Source organism: Rhodophyticola sp. CCM32 (genome assembly GCF_004751985.1).
GTDB lineage: Bacteria > Pseudomonadota > Alphaproteobacteria > Rhodobacterales > Rhodobacteraceae > Rhodophyticola.
Window position 1 is genome coordinate 1,606,880 of sequence record NZ_CP038492.1, and the last position, 14,677, is coordinate 1,621,556.

A 14,677-nucleotide genomic window follows, 5' to 3' on the forward strand; every position below is an offset into this window, starting at 1 on the left:
GGTGGCGTCAATATCGATAGTTCAAAACTATCACGAATCCTAAAGAAATCATATTCTGGCCACACCGGTGCCAAACGCAGCGGAGAAACCGTCTCCACTGACACACATGAACTCTATGGAGACTAAAATGGCTAACTCTAGCAACACTGACCTCAGCCCGCTCGCAGATATCAGCGGATTCATCGCAGCATGCCTCGTCGATGGCGAATCCGGCCTCATGCTGGCGCAGCAGACGTCTGGAACGAAATTCGACATCGAAGCGGCCGGCGCGGCCAATACTGAAGTTGTCCGTGCCAAGAACGAAGCGATGGCAGCACTGGACCTGAACGACTCAATTGAGGACATTCTCATTTCGCTCGGGACGCAACTGCATTTGATCCGTCCTTTGGAGTCAAATCCAATGGTGTTTGTCTATGTCGCGTTGGATCGCAAGAAGGCGAATCTTGGCATGGCGCGTATGACTGTGAAGAAAGTCGAAGGCGAACTGAAAGTCTGATGCACTTTCCCTTGTGACACGCTCCGTTGGGAACATCGGGCGTGTCACAGTTGCGCCAACGATCTCATCTGAACAGCCACCGAGAAGGTGGATTGAGTAGAAGGGCCGTCAAATGTCGGATCGACTAGATTTTATGAAACAGTACCGCGATGGCTTCGAAAAGTTGAATGCCTTCTGGGAAGAGCTTGATACAATCGAAGAAGCCATCAATCGCTTCGCCGGGGACGCACTTTCCTTCGCCCAAGATCCACTTGAAGACGTATTGGACGGCATTAACGCGTTCGAGCCATCAGTAAGTGTCATCGGACAAATTAAGGCCGGCAAGAGCACCCTCTTGAACGCCATTATCGGCAAAGAGGACTTGTTGCCCTCAGATGTGAATCCCTGGACCTCCGTTATCACAGCACTCCATCTCAACAACCGCAACCAGCCCCCGAATGCCAAGGCCGTCTTCCAGTTTTTCGATCAGGACGAATGGGATCGATTGGTTGCGACAGGCGGCCGGCTTGGCCAGATGGCGGAGCGCGCCGGTTTCGAAGGCGAAGCCGACGAAGTCCGCGAGCAAATTGCCGAAATGAAGCGATCGACGCAAGAACGGCTAGGAGATGAGTTTCATCAGCTTCTAGGCAGCTCTCGCGCCTTCCCGACCTTGGATAAAGACACAATCGACCGCTACATTTGCTACGGTGATGTCGATGAAGTCGAGGCGGGGTCAACCGAAGGGGTCTATGCAGACATCACCAAGACCGCAGATCTCTACTTGAATCTTCCGCATCTGCCCAAGGGATTGTGTGTACGCGATACGCCCGGAGTGAACGATACGTTCATGATGCGCGAGCAGATTACCTTAAACGCGATCAGCGATAGTCGCGTTTGCGTTGTCGTTCTTTCCGCGCACCAAGCCCTTTCCAACATGGACCTAGCTCTGCTCAGGATCATTTGCAGTATCGACGCCCGCGAAGTGCTTATCTTTGTAAACCGCATCGATGAACTGGAGGATCCGGCTACGGAGCAGGAGAACATCGAGAAATCCATCAAGGCCACCTTGAACCGCCTTGGTATCGGAAGCGGCATCGAAATCATTTTCGGATCAGGGTATTGGGCGAACTTTGCCAATTCGGACAAGGTACAGATGCTTCCCGCCAGCCGGGCGGCCCTAGCCAAGTTGTACAACGGCGACACCGAAGACCTAGAAGAATTGCGCCAACGGGCCATGGTCTCCTCGGGCATCGTGCGCTTGCTAGAAGCCATTTCTATCCGTGTGGTTGAAGGCCCCGGCCGTGCCTTTCTCAACGACATCCGCAAGGAGCTCAACTCGATGATCGAGATGAGTGAGACCGTCGAAAATATAGGGGTCAAAAGCCCTCTAAGCTTATCCAATATCAAGATGACGTCCGAGGAGATGTCACGACAAGTCGCAAATATCCGTGACAAGAGCCTGAGCAATTTTGACGCCAAAGCCAACGAACTGCAGGCGGGCTTGCGCGAACGTCTAGAACGCGCGCAAGAAGCTTTCGTCGAATCCGCTCTACTTGCCTTGCAATCGCACTTGGAACTATCGAGCGAGGTTGGGTCATGGTCGCACGACCCGAGCAGTCTGCGGATGATGATGAAGACCGGTTACACCTCGTATTGTGCGAAACTGCGCCGCGTCGGCGAAACCGCCTTCGACGATGTCCTTGATGGTATTCAGGACATCCTGGAGAACGATTTGGGCGTATTCCGCGAAGGAGATTCCATCGAATTCCCGGAACAGGCACAGCACAAACCTCCGACGGTCATTGCACGAACCATGACCCTTGATCTGCAGGGTTCGTGGTGGCGAAAATACTGGCGCATCGGGCGAAAGAGCGCAGCTGAAAAGCGTTACAGAACAGTCATCGAGGCAGAGACCAATCCACTTATCGAGGACCTCATTTCCAGTTTTTTCGAGCCGACCGTGCAACGTACTCGCGCCATCGTAGAGGAGTTTTCCGACCAACAAGGCGCCTTCTGCCATGCGATTGTAGAACACTTCGATCGCAACCGCTCGGAAAGTGAAGAACGAGCATCACAACGGAGGCTTTCGGCATGAAACGCTACAAGCAAGACCAACGTCCTACAGTGGTTGCAATCGCGAAAAGTGTTTCGGATGAAGAGGCGGAAGTCAGCTCCGGGCGCCGCAAGCCCAGGATTTTGATTGCCGGAGAATTCAGTGCAGGCAAGACTCGCCTGATTACGGGATTGCTGCATGATGACGTTCTGCCATCGAACGTGACCGCGACGGCGTTGCCGCCGGTTTGGATCGTTGGCGGAGCGCCCGCCATGGCGGCGGTCACGCTGTCCAACACTGTGAAAGCGATCAAGTCCTATGACGAGGTTTCGTTGAAGGACACCCGCTTCATCATCGTGTCGCACCCAGCGGAGATCTTGAAGGCGATCGATATCATCGACACCCCAGGAAGCTCCGACCCCAATATCTCGACCGAAAGCTGGGAAGAGATGCTAAGCTACGCCGACAGCGTCATTTGGTGCACCAATGCGACGCAGGCCTGGCGACAAAGCGAAAAAGCCTTCTGGAAGGAGCTACCAGACCAACTTGTCGGTGACGCGACGCTTCTGGTGACCCATGCGGACCGAATGCCGGACACACAGATGGCCGACCGTGTCCTTCGACGGGTCCAGCGCGAGGCGAGGCCTTTCTTCAGCACGTTCAAGATGGCTGCATTGATCGACCCACGCGATGTTGCCGGCGTCTCCGAGATGGTGATCAGGGATATCGCGCCGAGGGCGGGGCAACTGGGCCAAAGCAACGCGATGGTCGCATCCTTTGCGGCGAAACAGGAGAAAGCTGCTGACGACCAGGGACTTCGCGGTCAATCCCAGCCAGCTATCATTCCGCGTCGCGTAAAGCCATTTGATAAATCCTGTAGTCTACAGTTCCCGGACAAGCGTGACACCGTAGGTCAAATCGAAGATGATCCAACACCTGCAAAGGACGACGAATTCAATGCGGAATCGGGTGCTGACGAAGCCCTCAATGACGTTGCGCACTCAAAGGACGACAAGAAAATGCGTCCGGAGGCAGAGTTCAGCTTGCCTGCTGAGGACGCTCCTCCACTTTTCGATGATGTGGAGTCAGAGGACACACAGCAGAGGACGGTGCCTTCGTTGTCTGCAAAGGAACTCTGGCGACGTGTCTTGAAGGACATCGACCGTTCAGACCCGGAAGCGATCCTGGGCGGTGTGGACATTCTCATCTCTTATGTCGAGCAACAAGCCCATGCCGGACCAAAGCATGTGCTCCAGGAGAACACTGACAATAGCGAACAGGGCGAACTCTTGACCATTCGCGAATTCATGGAGGCCGAAGCATGAAAATCGCACCACAACTCAAATCCGAACTTGATTTCTTGCAAGATGCACTCGGTCAAATCGACAAAACGGTTGATCGGAAGGCACGTGGGAATTTCAGGGAAATCCAAACTGCACTCAACGATTGGGCCGTGAAGGTCGCCGTTATCGGTCAGGTCAAGGCCGGCAAATCTACATTCCTCAATGCGTTTCTTCGACAGGACAATCTGCTGCCCTCGGATGTGAACCCCTGGACCTCTGTGGTCACGAATATTCGCATCAATATCCCGGGCGATCCCATTGCAGGTGCAAGGTTCGATTTCTTCGATGAAAACGACTGGCAAGAGATCGTTGATGGCGGGTCGCGCATCCGTAAGCTGACCGAGCAGCTTTTGCCCGGCTTCGACACAGAGCTTTTACGCAAACAATCGGAAACCATGAAGGCGCAAGCAAAGCAGCGCCTCGGTTCGCACTACGAAACCCTTCTGGGCAAAAGCCACGAATATGATTTCCTGACGCCCGATCTGCTGCAGCGCTATGTTTGCGCCGGTCCGGCTGACGATGAAAAATCCGATAAATCAGCGTTGGGGCGCTACGCGACCCTGACGAAGGTAGCAAATGCAAGCATGCGTATGCCCGAGTTTCAGGTTCCCACAATTGTCACCGACACGCCGGGTGTGAACGACCCGTTTCTCGTGCGCGACGAGTTCACCTGTCGCAGCCTCGATAACTCGGACGTCTTTATCGTCGCGCTTTCAGCGCACCAGCCATTGACGGATGTCGACATCGCCCTCATCCGGATTCTTGCCAAGCAGGACAACAAGGATGTTCTTGTCTTCCTCAACCGGATCGATGAACTGGACGACTACAGTGTCGAAGTTCCGCGAGTTGTTGCCGATGTTGAACATCGTCTGCGGCTTGCCATCCCCAACATAGACTTCGCCGTCGTCGTCGGCAGTGCATTCATGGCGAACATTGCGATGCGTGTTGATGACGAAGCCGCAATGTTGCGCGATACGCTCGATACCCCGGAATTGTCCGAATACCTGCAGAGGAAATATTCGCACGTTCCCAAGAACCCGATTGACCGACTGTTGCTTGGTTCCGGGCTCGACGACGTCCGAACTGCCCTGTCCCGCGTAATCGACAATGGCGTCGGCCGCGGCCAGCTTGCCAAGATTCTCGGTGACGTTCGGGCAGAGATCAGTGCAACCCAATTTGTGACAAAGCAAGAGAGGCTTTCGATCCATAGTCAGGTCGAAAGCATCCAAGGCACCGTGGCGGAGGCCGCTGCAAACGAGATTGCCGGTGAAATCGGCAAGCTTTCGGAGATCCAATCCCGGATCAGCGAATTGGTCGACAACGCCGAAGAGCAGATAGAATCCCTGGTCTCGAAATCGTGGTCGAAGCTGGAAACCAAGTTGGTCGAGCAGGTTCAGACGTTCCTGGGAAAGCAAGACAGTCTCGTCGATGATCGAGTGCTTCGTACAAGCCTCTCCAGCGACAAGCCAAGGCCACTGGAAATCGATCTGGGTCCGCTTCAGCGCATTATCGAAACAGATGTGACCAGGGCCTTCGAAAAATCACGGGCCACGACGGATGTCACGTTGAACAATTGTCTGCACGCCTGCCGGAACCTCATCAGTGATACATTCGACGAATCCGTTGCGGACATTGATCTCAGCGGCATCCCATTCGATGATTTCGCATCTACCGTACTGCTCGTAAAGAAGAAAATCACTTTGGAAGTCGTCATGGATCGCGGCTGGAAGTTCTGGGCCAGAGATGCAACACCGAACTGGCCCAAAACAATCGCCGCACTTCGGACCATTGCCACTGAAGAAATGCACCAGCCAATTCAAAAGGTTCTGCTGGCCTTCAACGATGCCCAGGTTGAGCGTGCCAGCGCCGGCATGTCGCGCATTCGGGTTATGCTGAGAATGGTAGATGCGGCGATCAGCGACGAGACCCACCGCCTCAAGCGGGATCGGACCGCCTTGGCAAAGCTTGCCGGAGACCCAGAAGAACAGAGGGCAATGGCGCATAGGTTGCAAAGCAAGATCAACATTCTCGACCGACGCATGGTAAACTTGTCCGCTCTTGAAGCCGGGTTACAGAAGCCAGACCTTTCGAGCGCCGCGTAAGGGCAGAATGGGAAGACCGAGACATGTTAGACTGCCATGAACAGAATACTCATTCGCAACAAGGGTCGCGCGTTCTTCGTGTCGCTGTGTGCGGCGAAGTTCGGTCCGGTAAATCGGCTTTGCTCAATGCGCTTTTCAGCACAAACCTGTTGAACGACAATATGGGGCAGGTTCAACGGCCGACGATCTACGCCGAGTGGGGCGAAGAAACTATGGTGGAATATTACGATGCCATGGGCAACAGCGTTGATGTGAAAGCAGCAAAGAGCCGCGCGCAATCCTGCATCGCCGAAAGTGCCAAGGCTATGTTCGTTTGCCCTGCGATTTCCAGGTTCGAGTTTGTTGAGGTTCCGCTCTCGAACGCCGAGGACTTGTCGGAAGAGCACAAGGCTCTTGTCCAGTCGTCCGATATCTTCATATGGGTAACGATCGCGTCGCAGGCATGGCGCCTAACAGAGAAATCAATCTTTGATGCGCTCAGTGCCTCCCGACCAAAGGACTGCATTCTCGTTGTTTCCCGAGCCGATAAATTGCGTCGGAGAGACGACCTTCTCAAAATCCGAGACCGAATGGAGCGCGAAACGAGACGCTCTTTCCAGCGTATTCTATTCATGTCGAACTCCCGCCAGAACGTAGAAGCCAAAGGCCCAAAAAACGATGCGTGGACGGATTCGGGCGCAGATGCTCTAGCAATGGAACTCAATGAAATCGCAGACCGCATTGCTCTCATACGTTCCGAAAACGAAGCTGCTGTATTGCCCAATACTATTCCTCGCGATTCATTCGAACTCACAAAGCACATGCCCACAGAAGCGACCCCCGTTCAAATTGGGTCGGATGGGATAATTTTCGGCTCCTGCGATACCGCTAACGGTGCTTCTTGCATTTCCATATTGGGAGACGACGCAGAGTGCCGAAGGCTTGGAGAGGTCAGTCGAATTCTTGCTGCCAGCTGGCTCCAGAATTGGTCGATAGAGGAAAAGTCCGAGACACTCAACGTTGAGATGGTCCTAAAAACCGCGACTCACAGCATCCACATTCAGCTCAGATCTGACGGGCAGATTCTATTCATGTGTGCTATTCTGTCAGGGCTCAACCATGGGATGGCGTACAAGAGATTCTCTGAATTGTGCTCGTCCGTTGTATAAGATGTTGGCGTCAATAGTTCGCTCCTCGCATGCTCCTGGTAGTAAGAAAATTGTTGAAACCCCAGGGCCATCTAAGCGATGCCGAAATCCGAAACGCTATTCATCTGTGAGGTATCTAATGGTAGCAACAAAGCCACGAAATTCAAATGATGAGTGGGGGCCTTGGGTCTTGCATGACGGCAACGGATGCCTCTTGCGCAGCGGAACTATTGTACAAGTCGTTTGTGAGGACGGCTTCGGCTATAAGATGACCAGGATCGCGACTGTGACGGGAGGTGACTATTCTTCCTGGGATTGGAGCTTCTACCCAGAACTCAAGAAAATCGTTAGATATCGAGAAAAACGCCCAAAGGGAATTAAGATTCTGATGGAAACTATCGAACAATCAAGCAACAAAGTGACAGAGAACGTGTGATACTAGAGCGTGTTGCAGTCATCCTGATTCAGGATTCCCAGATTGCTCATGATGTGATTCCTTGTGTGTGAGGCAGATATGGGGTCACAGATGGGCAAGCCACATCCGATAGAGTTACGCGAACGTGTTGTTGCGTTTGTGGATGAAGGACACGGTCACCGTGAAGCGGCACGACACTTTCGTGTGTCACCCCGGTTTGTGAACGACTTGATCAAACTGCGGCGCGAAACCGGGTCGCTGGCACCACGTCCGCAAGGCAACGGTGGCGGTCACGGCAAACTGGCGAGCGTAGCTGACTGGATCGAAGCCCGCGTGGCCGGGAAAGGAGAGATCACGCTCGATGAACTGGTCTCGGAGTTGGCCGAGACGCATGGTATCGACGTGCATCGCGGCCACATCAGGCCTTGAACATGAGGCCACCCGTGCCAGAAACTCTAATCAGAAATGACCCAAAGATTGGGGGCTAGACAATAGCCCTTCATGGCCAACTATCTGGACAGGCTGGCTTTCATCGACGAGACTTCGGTCAAGACCAACATGGCCAAGACAACCGGATGGGCTCCTTATGGCCAGCGCTTGGTCGATCACGCACCCTTCGGCCATTGGCGCACCCAGACCTTCATTGGTGCACTGCGCCATGATCGGTTGGACGCCCCATGGGTCATCGACGGGGCCATGAACAGCGAGATGTTCACCCTCTACACCGAAACCCAACTGGTGCCGACCCTGCGCGAGGGTGACGTTGTCATTCTTGATAACCTCTCCAGCCACAAGGCACCTGCCGCCGCTGAAGCTCTGCACAGCATCGGCGCATGGTTCCTGTTCCTGCCGCCATACAGCCCAGACCTCAACCCCATAGAGATGGCGTTCTCAAAGCTGAAATCCCTGATCCGGAAAGCCACCGCGCGAACATAGAACGTTACAACCGCACTGTTCGTGGCGAGTGGCTCGGACAATACATCTTTGAAACGATTGAGGAGGCACAAGATAAGGCGACTGAATGGCTCTGGACTTACAACAACGAGCGACCCAACATGGGTATCGGCGGCATAACACCCGCCATGAAATTGAAAACAGCCGCGTGAATTCTACGGCTGGACCCCACTAAAAATGGGGGATTACCCAAGGTCATCGCGGCCTATGAAAAGCGGATCGACCAGTTGGAGCGGGGCAAGCTCATTCTCAATGAAAAGTTTGAACATCAGGGGCCATCACAGGGCACCTTCGAGCAAATGTTCGAACACGCCCTCACATTCCTCTCAAACCCCTGGAAACTATGGGAAAGTGGCAATCTGGCCCTGCAAAGAACCGTCCTTAAACTGGCCTTTGCAGAGCGGATTACCTACGGCCGGAAAACAGGGTTTCGAACACCAAAAACCACTATACCTTTCAAGGTGTTAGGGGGGATTTGCAGTACGGAAAACAAAATGGCGGAGCGACAGGGATTCGAACCCTGGAGACGGTCTCCCGCCTACACACTTTCCAGGCGTGCGCCTTCGACCACTCGGCCACCGCTCCAATGCCGTCGGGGGATAGCGCAGGGCGCCCGGGGCGTGCAAGGGAAATCGGGGGGCTGGTCGTCAATTCCGTGCGGGGGCCAGATCGGCGGGTGCGGCACTTTCAATACCTCTCGCCTCTGGTCCAACAACGAAAACCGATCTCTTTGGTATCAGGCAGATCCCGAAAGGCCTTAACCGTCCAGCACCAAGGTCACCCGGCGGTTCTGGCGGCCTTTGTTTTCGATCTTGCCGATGGTGACTTTGCCGATCTCACCGGTATTGACCACATGGGTGCCGCCGCAGGGTTGCAGGTCAACCTGCCCGTCGCCCTGCCCGATCCGGATCAGGCGGATCTTGCCCGCGCCTTTCGGCGGCTGGACCGACATGGTCTTGACCAGCCCGGGATTGGCCTCCAACTCCGCCTCACTGATCCAGTCCTCGCGCACATCAAGCCGCCGCTCGATCAGGGCGTTCAGCCTGCCTTGCAAAACAAGCTTGTCCTCCGGCGCATCGGGCATGTTGAAATCCAGCCGCCCCTTATCGGCCCCGACCGCGCCACCGGTCACCGGCAGCGGGATCACCACAGACAGAAGATGCAGGGCCGTATGGCTGCGCATATGGCCAAAGCGCCGGTCCCAGTCTATCCGCTGTTCCACCGACGCCCCGACCGGCGGCAGCGCGGCAGGCTCTGCCGGAAGCAGGATGATCTGCCCGCCCTCCCCCTTGACGGCCGTGGCGACGGGTATGCGCCCCCCGGCCCAATCCAGCATGCCGCTATCCCCGGGCTGGCCGCCGCCACGGGCATAAAACAGCGAAGTGTCAAGGATGATCCCGCCCTCATCGGTCAGGCCGGTCACCACGCCCGGCGCGGTTTTCCGGTAGGCATCCAGCAGAAACAATGTCTCGGTCATGGGGCGGCATCTCCATCGGGCGTGTCGGCATCAGGCATGTTCAGATCATCATGACCGGCATCGCGGGGGGCCGGATGCGGTTTTTGCGGCGCCGCCGTCTCAGGCATGTTCTGCAAGGCTTCCGGGTTTCTGAACCAGACATCCCGCTGCGCGAAGGGAATTTCGATCTCCTCCTCGGCAAAACGCGCGGCAATCCCGTGGTTCAGGTCGCTTTTCACACTGAGAACGAAATTCACATCCCGCAGCAGCGCCCGGATTTCGAAATCCAGGCTGTCTGCGCCAAATCCCTGAAAGATGATGTTGGGCGGCGGGTTCAGCAGAACCATCGGATGTGCCTCTGCCACCTCCCGCAGGATCGCCTCGACCCGTCTGGTATCGGTGCCATAGGCCACGCCCACGGGCACAATCGCGCGGCCCGTGTTGTTGTGATGGGTCATGTTGGTGACCACACCCGAGATCAGATCCGCATTGGGCACAATCACATCGGACCGGTCGAAGGTTTCGATCCGGGTGGAGCGCACCGAGATTTCGCGCACATAACCCATCATCCCGTTGACCTCGATCCAGTCCCCCTCCTTGATCGGACGCTCAATCAGCAGAATGATGCCGGAGACGAAATTCGACACGATGGTCTGCAACCCGAACCCGATGCCGACAGACAAGGCGCCGGCAACAATCGCCAGAGAGCTGAGGTCGATCCCGGCGGCGGTAATCGCAAGGATTGCGGCGAGGAATATCCCCAGATAACCGGTGCCCGACAGGATCGCCGTGCGCCCGCCTGCATCCAGTCTGGTCTTTGGCAGAACCGAGGATTTCAGCGTCGCCTGCAACAACCGGGTGACGGTATAGCCCGCGCCGAAGACCAGAGCGAAAACCAGAAAATTGCCGGGGTTGATCATGACGCCGCCGACCGAGACACCCTCGATCACCTGGCGCCACATATCCAGCATCTGCGCCGGGCGCATGCCCCATGTCATCGCGAAAAGCGGCAGCGACAGGATCGCCAGCAGGAAGCCGATCAGCGTTGGCGCCAATGCGTCCTCAAGCCCCTCCTTGCGCCGTGTCAGCGCACCATAAAGATTGCCCACCAGCCGTTGCAGGATGCGCACCAGCGCCAGCAGGGCCAGGCTGATGGTGAAGGGCATCAGAAAGCTGACACCGGCAGTGTGATAGCCGATCCCGGCCAGGACAGGCCCGGCAATGCCCAGCCCCATCGCGGCCCAGCCCAGCACGCGCATGATCCGGCCATAGACCTTGAGTTCCTGGCCATCGGTGGTTTCCTGCCTGACATGGCTGGTCAGCAACCGCCCAAGCCGAACCAGCAAAAGCCCCAGCATCACCACCACGGGGAAAAACAGCGTCAGCTGCGCGGCATCCTCAAACCCGCCATTGGTGGCAATATCGTCTATGACCGTGCCGGCCCCGATCGTCACGCCCATGGCAATGGCCGTCCAGCGCCCCTGACGTCGTTCGCCCGGGGTCAGGCTCAGCGGTCTGACGGCAGTTTCGCGCACCGGGAAAACCTGACGGCCCAGCCAGACCGAGACCATCAGAATGATCGCAATCGGTGTGATCAGGCCGACCAGAACCTGCCCACGCAGGCCGACAAACCCGGTGATCTCAAGCGCATTTTGAATGGCCGCCAGACCGATAATCGGGACAAAGCATTGCAGAAGCGACAAGAAAAACAGGCTTAATCGCGCCGCTGGTGAGGCTTCTTCGCGCGCGATGGCAGGTTGCATCACCCGCCCGACCCACCGCCAGCCCCGGCCCAGAAGAACCAGTGCCAGCAACAGATATACGACAATCAGCGGCGCGTTTCCCTTCAACTCGGCCTGCCGCAGCCGCGACGCAACCAGCGTGTCGATCTCAAGCCCGGTCTCGACCAGCCAATGCGCCAGCGCATCATACGCACCGGGCCAGTTGGCCGGGTTCAGCGGCGATGGCCCCAGCGACAGCAGCTCCCCGGTCAGACGCTCCGAGATCAGGGCGTCAATCTCTCCGATCAGGCCCTGCACGCGCTGAAGCTCGGCTTCTGCGCGGCGCACGGGGGCCTCTTGCTCGGCCAGACGGCCATTCAGGTCCGACCGTTGCGCGGCGATATCGGAGGCTTCGGTTTCACCCTCTGCGGGCGGCGCCCCAAGCGCGTCGATCTGCGCGCGCAGGCTGTCGATCCGCGAGGCGTTGATCTGTTGTGCCTGCTGGAACCGGCCGCGCCAATCCACCAGCCGTGCACGCAGGATTTCCAGCGCCTCATCGGTGGCACGTTGCCCGTCGATGACATATTCGGCCTGATCGGCCACATCGGCCCACCGGTCATAATCCGGCACATCCTGCGCCAGAAGCGTGGCCGGAAAGGCCAGGGCCACCATCAGCAGCCAAACTGTCAGACCATGCCGAAGCATTGCAATCATTCAAAAACGCCCGGCAAATCCATATCGGGACTGTCCAGCCACGAGGGGACAGGCAAGCCCTTTTCGCGCAGGAAATCCGGGTTGAACAGTTTGGACTGATACCGTGTGCCATAGTCACAGAGGATCGTCACAATTGTATGGCCCGGTCCCATCGCGCGGGCCATACGGGCCGCGCCCGCCACATTGATGCCCGACGACCCGCCAAGGCAGAGCCCCTCATCGGCCAGCAGGTCAAACACCATCGGCAAAGCCTCCGCATCGGAGATTTTGAAGCAATGGTCCGGGGTGAAGCCCACAAGATTTGCGGTCTCCCGCCCCTGCCCGATCCCCTCGGTGATCGAGCCACCTTCGGATTTGAACACACCCGTGGTGTAGAAACTGTGAATCGCCGACCCGTCCGGGTCCGCCAGACCTATGGCCACGCCTTTGGGTTGCAGCGCCATGCCGATACCGGCCAGCGTGCCGCCGGTGCCAACCGCACAGATGAACCCGTCCACCTTGCCGTCGGTCTGCGCCCAGATCTCCGGCCCGGTCATTTCGATATGGGCCTGCCGGTTGGCCACATTGTCGAACTGATTGGCCCAGATCGCGCCATTGGGTTCGGTTTTGGCCAGCTCCGCGGCCAGCCGTTCAGAATACCGCACGTAATTATTGGGGTTCTTGTAAGGCGCCGCCGGCACCTGAACCAGTGTCGCACCCGCCAGGCGCAGCATATCTTTCTTTTCCTGGCTCTGCGTCTCGGGGATGACGATCACGGTTCTGAACCCCATGGACGCCCCCACCAGCGCCAGACCGATGCCGGTATTGCCCGCCGTGCCCTCGACAATCGTGCCGCCCGGTTTCAGATCACCGCGCGCGATGGCGTCGCGGATGATGAACAGGGCCGCCCGGTCCTTGACCGACTGGCCGGGGTTCATGAATTCCGCCTTGCCCAGCACCTCGCAGCCGGTGGCCACGCTGATCGCATTCAGCCGGATCAGGGGGGTGTTTCCAATCGCCTGGGCCAGATCATTATGGACATTCATATCTGCGTGCTCCCTGCCAATCGAACCGTTCACAAGGGATAGGCGTGCCGGGCGCCAAACTCAAGCGGTCAAAGACCCGTCACGCAGGGCATCGCGATGGGCCGCCAGCCACTGTATCGAGATGATCAAAGGGGCGACGGCAAGCTCGCCCGTGCGCAACATCTCCATCGCTTCTGCAAATCCGACCAGATGTGAGCGGATATCTTCCCCCTCCGCATCAAGCCCCCCGACTTCCGGCAGATCATCATGCAGATCCGCCAGCCCGATATACGAGATCAAAAGCTGCGCCATGCCGCCGGGTGAGGGGTAATACTGTCCGACCAGATGCAGCGCGCCGATCTCAACCCCCGCCTCTTCCAGCGCTTCACGGCGGACCGAGGTTTCGGGGGCCTCGCCCGCATCAATGATCCCCGCCACCGGTTCCAGCAACCAGGGGAAGCGATCGCCCTGTGCATAGGCGCCAAGACGCAGCTGTTCGATCAGAAGAACCCGGTCGCGCAGGGGATCATAGGGCAGCAGGGTCACCGCATCAGCGGCCCGAAATACCGCGCGGTCAACCGGCGCCGACAGCGTGCCGTCAAACCGGCGATGACGGGCGGTATATTCCTCGATCATGAAGAACTTCCGATAGGGGGTGGCCAGATGCGCCAGCTCGATATCATCGCGGGTGAAATCGGCGCTGATGCTGCGGGCACGCTCCCAGTCTGCCGCGCGCAATCTGGATTGCGCCCGCGACCGGATCATCCCGAACCGTGTTGCGATACTGGCAGCGTCTTCCGTCCCGTAAAGCGCCATGATTTCGGCGGCGGCCTCCAGTGTAAGGGCCCCCCAGTCCCGCAGCCAATCCTCCAGCGACCAGGGCGCGCCCGCAGGCCAGAGCGGGGTCTCGGGCATATAGACATGGGCGGCAACAGGCCCCGCGCCGGTCTCCACCTCCACCGTCTTGACCCCATAGGCAAAGGCGCCCTCGTAATGATCCAGCCGCGCGCGGTCTTCTTCGGTGACATCGCGCAGCAACAGACCCTCGGCCCCGGCCCCCGCAACGGGGTCGATCATCGGAAAGCTTTGCCCCTCGGCCCAGCTGACCTTATGCCCATCCAGCCGCGCCGCCAGCAGATCGGGCACACGGCCCAGAACCAGCCCAAGCAAGGGCCGATAGCATAATGTGCCGTAGAAAAACAAACTGTCCATTGATCTCTGCCCTATAGCGTTTCGACTTTACATTGAAGCCGTAGAACGGCTTTCGCGTTTGAGCCAAAGGCGAAAGGCAGCGAAAGGCGGTTCAACAGTAA

General features: G+C 57.4%; 10 protein-coding genes, 1 tRNA gene and 2 pseudogenes. 8 read left to right on the forward strand and 5 right to left on the reverse strand.

Translation table 11 applies throughout. The features are described 5' to 3' along the window. Positions 1-115: 115 nt before the first annotated feature. The 8 genes and pseudogenes from E2K80_RS07875 to E2K80_RS07910 all read left to right on the forward strand — a co-directional run. Positions 116-496 (forward strand): roadblock/LC7 domain-containing protein, encoded by a 381-nt coding sequence (locus tag E2K80_RS07875; RefSeq protein WP_238475687.1) that lies wholly within the window; start codon positions 116-118, stop codon positions 494-496. A 133-nt stretch (positions 497-629) separates the two neighbouring features. Beyond that, entirely contained in the window at positions 630-2,570 is a 1,941-nt protein-coding gene (locus E2K80_RS07880) for a dynamin family protein (protein ID WP_168193132.1), read from the forward strand. Then, positions 2,567-3,853 carry a dynamin family protein gene (locus E2K80_RS07885; protein ID WP_135374318.1) on the forward strand — a complete coding sequence of 429 codons (1,287 nt, stop codon included), beginning with the start codon at positions 2,567-2,569 and terminating at the stop codon, positions 3,851-3,853. The genes E2K80_RS07880 and E2K80_RS07885 overlap by 4 nt, the downstream gene beginning before the upstream one ends. Then, positions 3,850-5,973 (forward strand): dynamin family protein, encoded by a 2,124-nt coding sequence (locus tag E2K80_RS07890; protein WP_135374320.1) that lies wholly within the window; start codon positions 3,850-3,852, stop codon positions 5,971-5,973. The genes E2K80_RS07885 and E2K80_RS07890 overlap by 4 nt, the downstream gene beginning before the upstream one ends. 23 nt (positions 5,974-5,996) lie before the next feature. Continuing rightward, positions 5,997-7,121 carry a hypothetical protein gene (locus E2K80_RS07895; RefSeq protein WP_135374322.1) on the forward strand — a complete coding sequence of 375 codons (1,125 nt, stop codon included), beginning with the start codon at positions 5,997-5,999 and terminating at the stop codon, positions 7,119-7,121. A 505-nt stretch (positions 7,122-7,626) separates the two neighbouring features. Next, on the forward strand, positions 7,627-7,944 hold the full coding sequence (locus tag E2K80_RS07900; RefSeq protein ID WP_135373741.1) for a helix-turn-helix domain-containing protein: 318 nt from the start codon (positions 7,627-7,629) through the stop codon (positions 7,942-7,944). Positions 7,945-8,034: 90 nt separating this feature from the next. Then, positions 8,035-8,448: pseudogene (locus E2K80_RS07905) on the forward strand (IS630 family transposase); the annotation flags it as partial. Further along, positions 8,442-8,621: pseudogene (locus E2K80_RS07910) on the forward strand (integrase core domain-containing protein); the annotation flags it as partial. The pseudogenes E2K80_RS07905 and E2K80_RS07910, both read left to right, overlap by 7 nt. Before the next feature lie 343 nt (positions 8,622-8,964). On the opposite strand, the gene E2K80_RS07915 reads toward E2K80_RS07910, so the two are convergent. From E2K80_RS07915 to E2K80_RS07935, 5 genes are all read right to left on the reverse strand, one after another. Further along, positions 8,965-9,054, reverse strand: a tRNA-Ser gene (locus E2K80_RS07915). Between the two features lie 172 nt (positions 9,055-9,226). Further along, a complete protein-coding gene (locus E2K80_RS07920) occupies positions 9,227-9,946 on the reverse strand; it encodes an alanyl-tRNA editing protein (RefSeq protein WP_135374326.1) in 720 nt (239 codons plus the stop codon). Then, positions 9,943-12,360, reverse strand: a complete 2,418-nt coding sequence (locus E2K80_RS07925; protein ID WP_135374328.1) for a DUF3772 domain-containing protein — start codon at positions 12,358-12,360, stop codon at positions 9,943-9,945. The genes E2K80_RS07920 and E2K80_RS07925 overlap by 4 nt, the downstream gene beginning before the upstream one ends. Continuing rightward, positions 12,357-13,385, reverse strand: a complete 1,029-nt coding sequence (locus tag E2K80_RS07930; protein WP_135374330.1) for a cysteine synthase A — start codon at positions 13,383-13,385, stop codon at positions 12,357-12,359. Before E2K80_RS07930 ends, E2K80_RS07925 begins: the two co-directional genes overlap by 4 nt. A 60-nt stretch (positions 13,386-13,445) precedes the next feature. Next, positions 13,446-14,576, reverse strand: coding sequence for a gamma-glutamylcyclotransferase (locus E2K80_RS07935; protein WP_135374332.1), 1,131 nt, complete (start codon positions 14,574-14,576; stop codon positions 13,446-13,448). Positions 14,577-14,677: the final 101 nt, after the last annotated feature.

Bases quoted from the DNA above. Each gene is read 5' to 3' on its own strand.
- E2K80_RS07895 (WP_135374322.1), top strand. From the start codon at position 5,997: ATGTTAGACTGCCATGAACAGAATACTCATTCGCAACAAGGGTCGCGC.
- E2K80_RS07880 (WP_168193132.1), top strand. From the start codon at position 630: ATGAAACAGTACCGCGATGGCTTCGAAAAGTTGAATGCCTTCTGGGAA.
- E2K80_RS07920 (WP_135374326.1), bottom strand. From the start codon at position 9,946: ATGACCGAGACATTGTTTCTGCTGGATGCCTACCGGAAAACCGCGCCG.
- E2K80_RS07925 (WP_135374328.1), bottom strand. From the start codon at position 12,360: ATGATTGCAATGCTTCGGCATGGTCTGACAGTTTGGCTGCTGATGGTG.
- E2K80_RS07935 (WP_135374332.1), bottom strand. From the start codon at position 14,576: ATGGACAGTTTGTTTTTCTACGGCACATTATGCTATCGGCCCTTGCTT.
- E2K80_RS07900 (WP_135373741.1), top strand. From the start codon at position 7,627: ATGGGCAAGCCACATCCGATAGAGTTACGCGAACGTGTTGTTGCGTTT.
- E2K80_RS07930 (WP_135374330.1), bottom strand. From the start codon at position 13,385: ATGAATGTCCATAATGATCTGGCCCAGGCGATTGGAAACACCCCCCTG.
- E2K80_RS07890 (WP_135374320.1), top strand. From the start codon at position 3,850: ATGAAAATCGCACCACAACTCAAATCCGAACTTGATTTCTTGCAAGAT.
- E2K80_RS07885 (WP_135374318.1), top strand. From the start codon at position 2,567: ATGAAACGCTACAAGCAAGACCAACGTCCTACAGTGGTTGCAATCGCG.
- E2K80_RS07875 (WP_238475687.1), top strand. From the start codon at position 116: ATGGAGACTAAAATGGCTAACTCTAGCAACACTGACCTCAGCCCGCTC.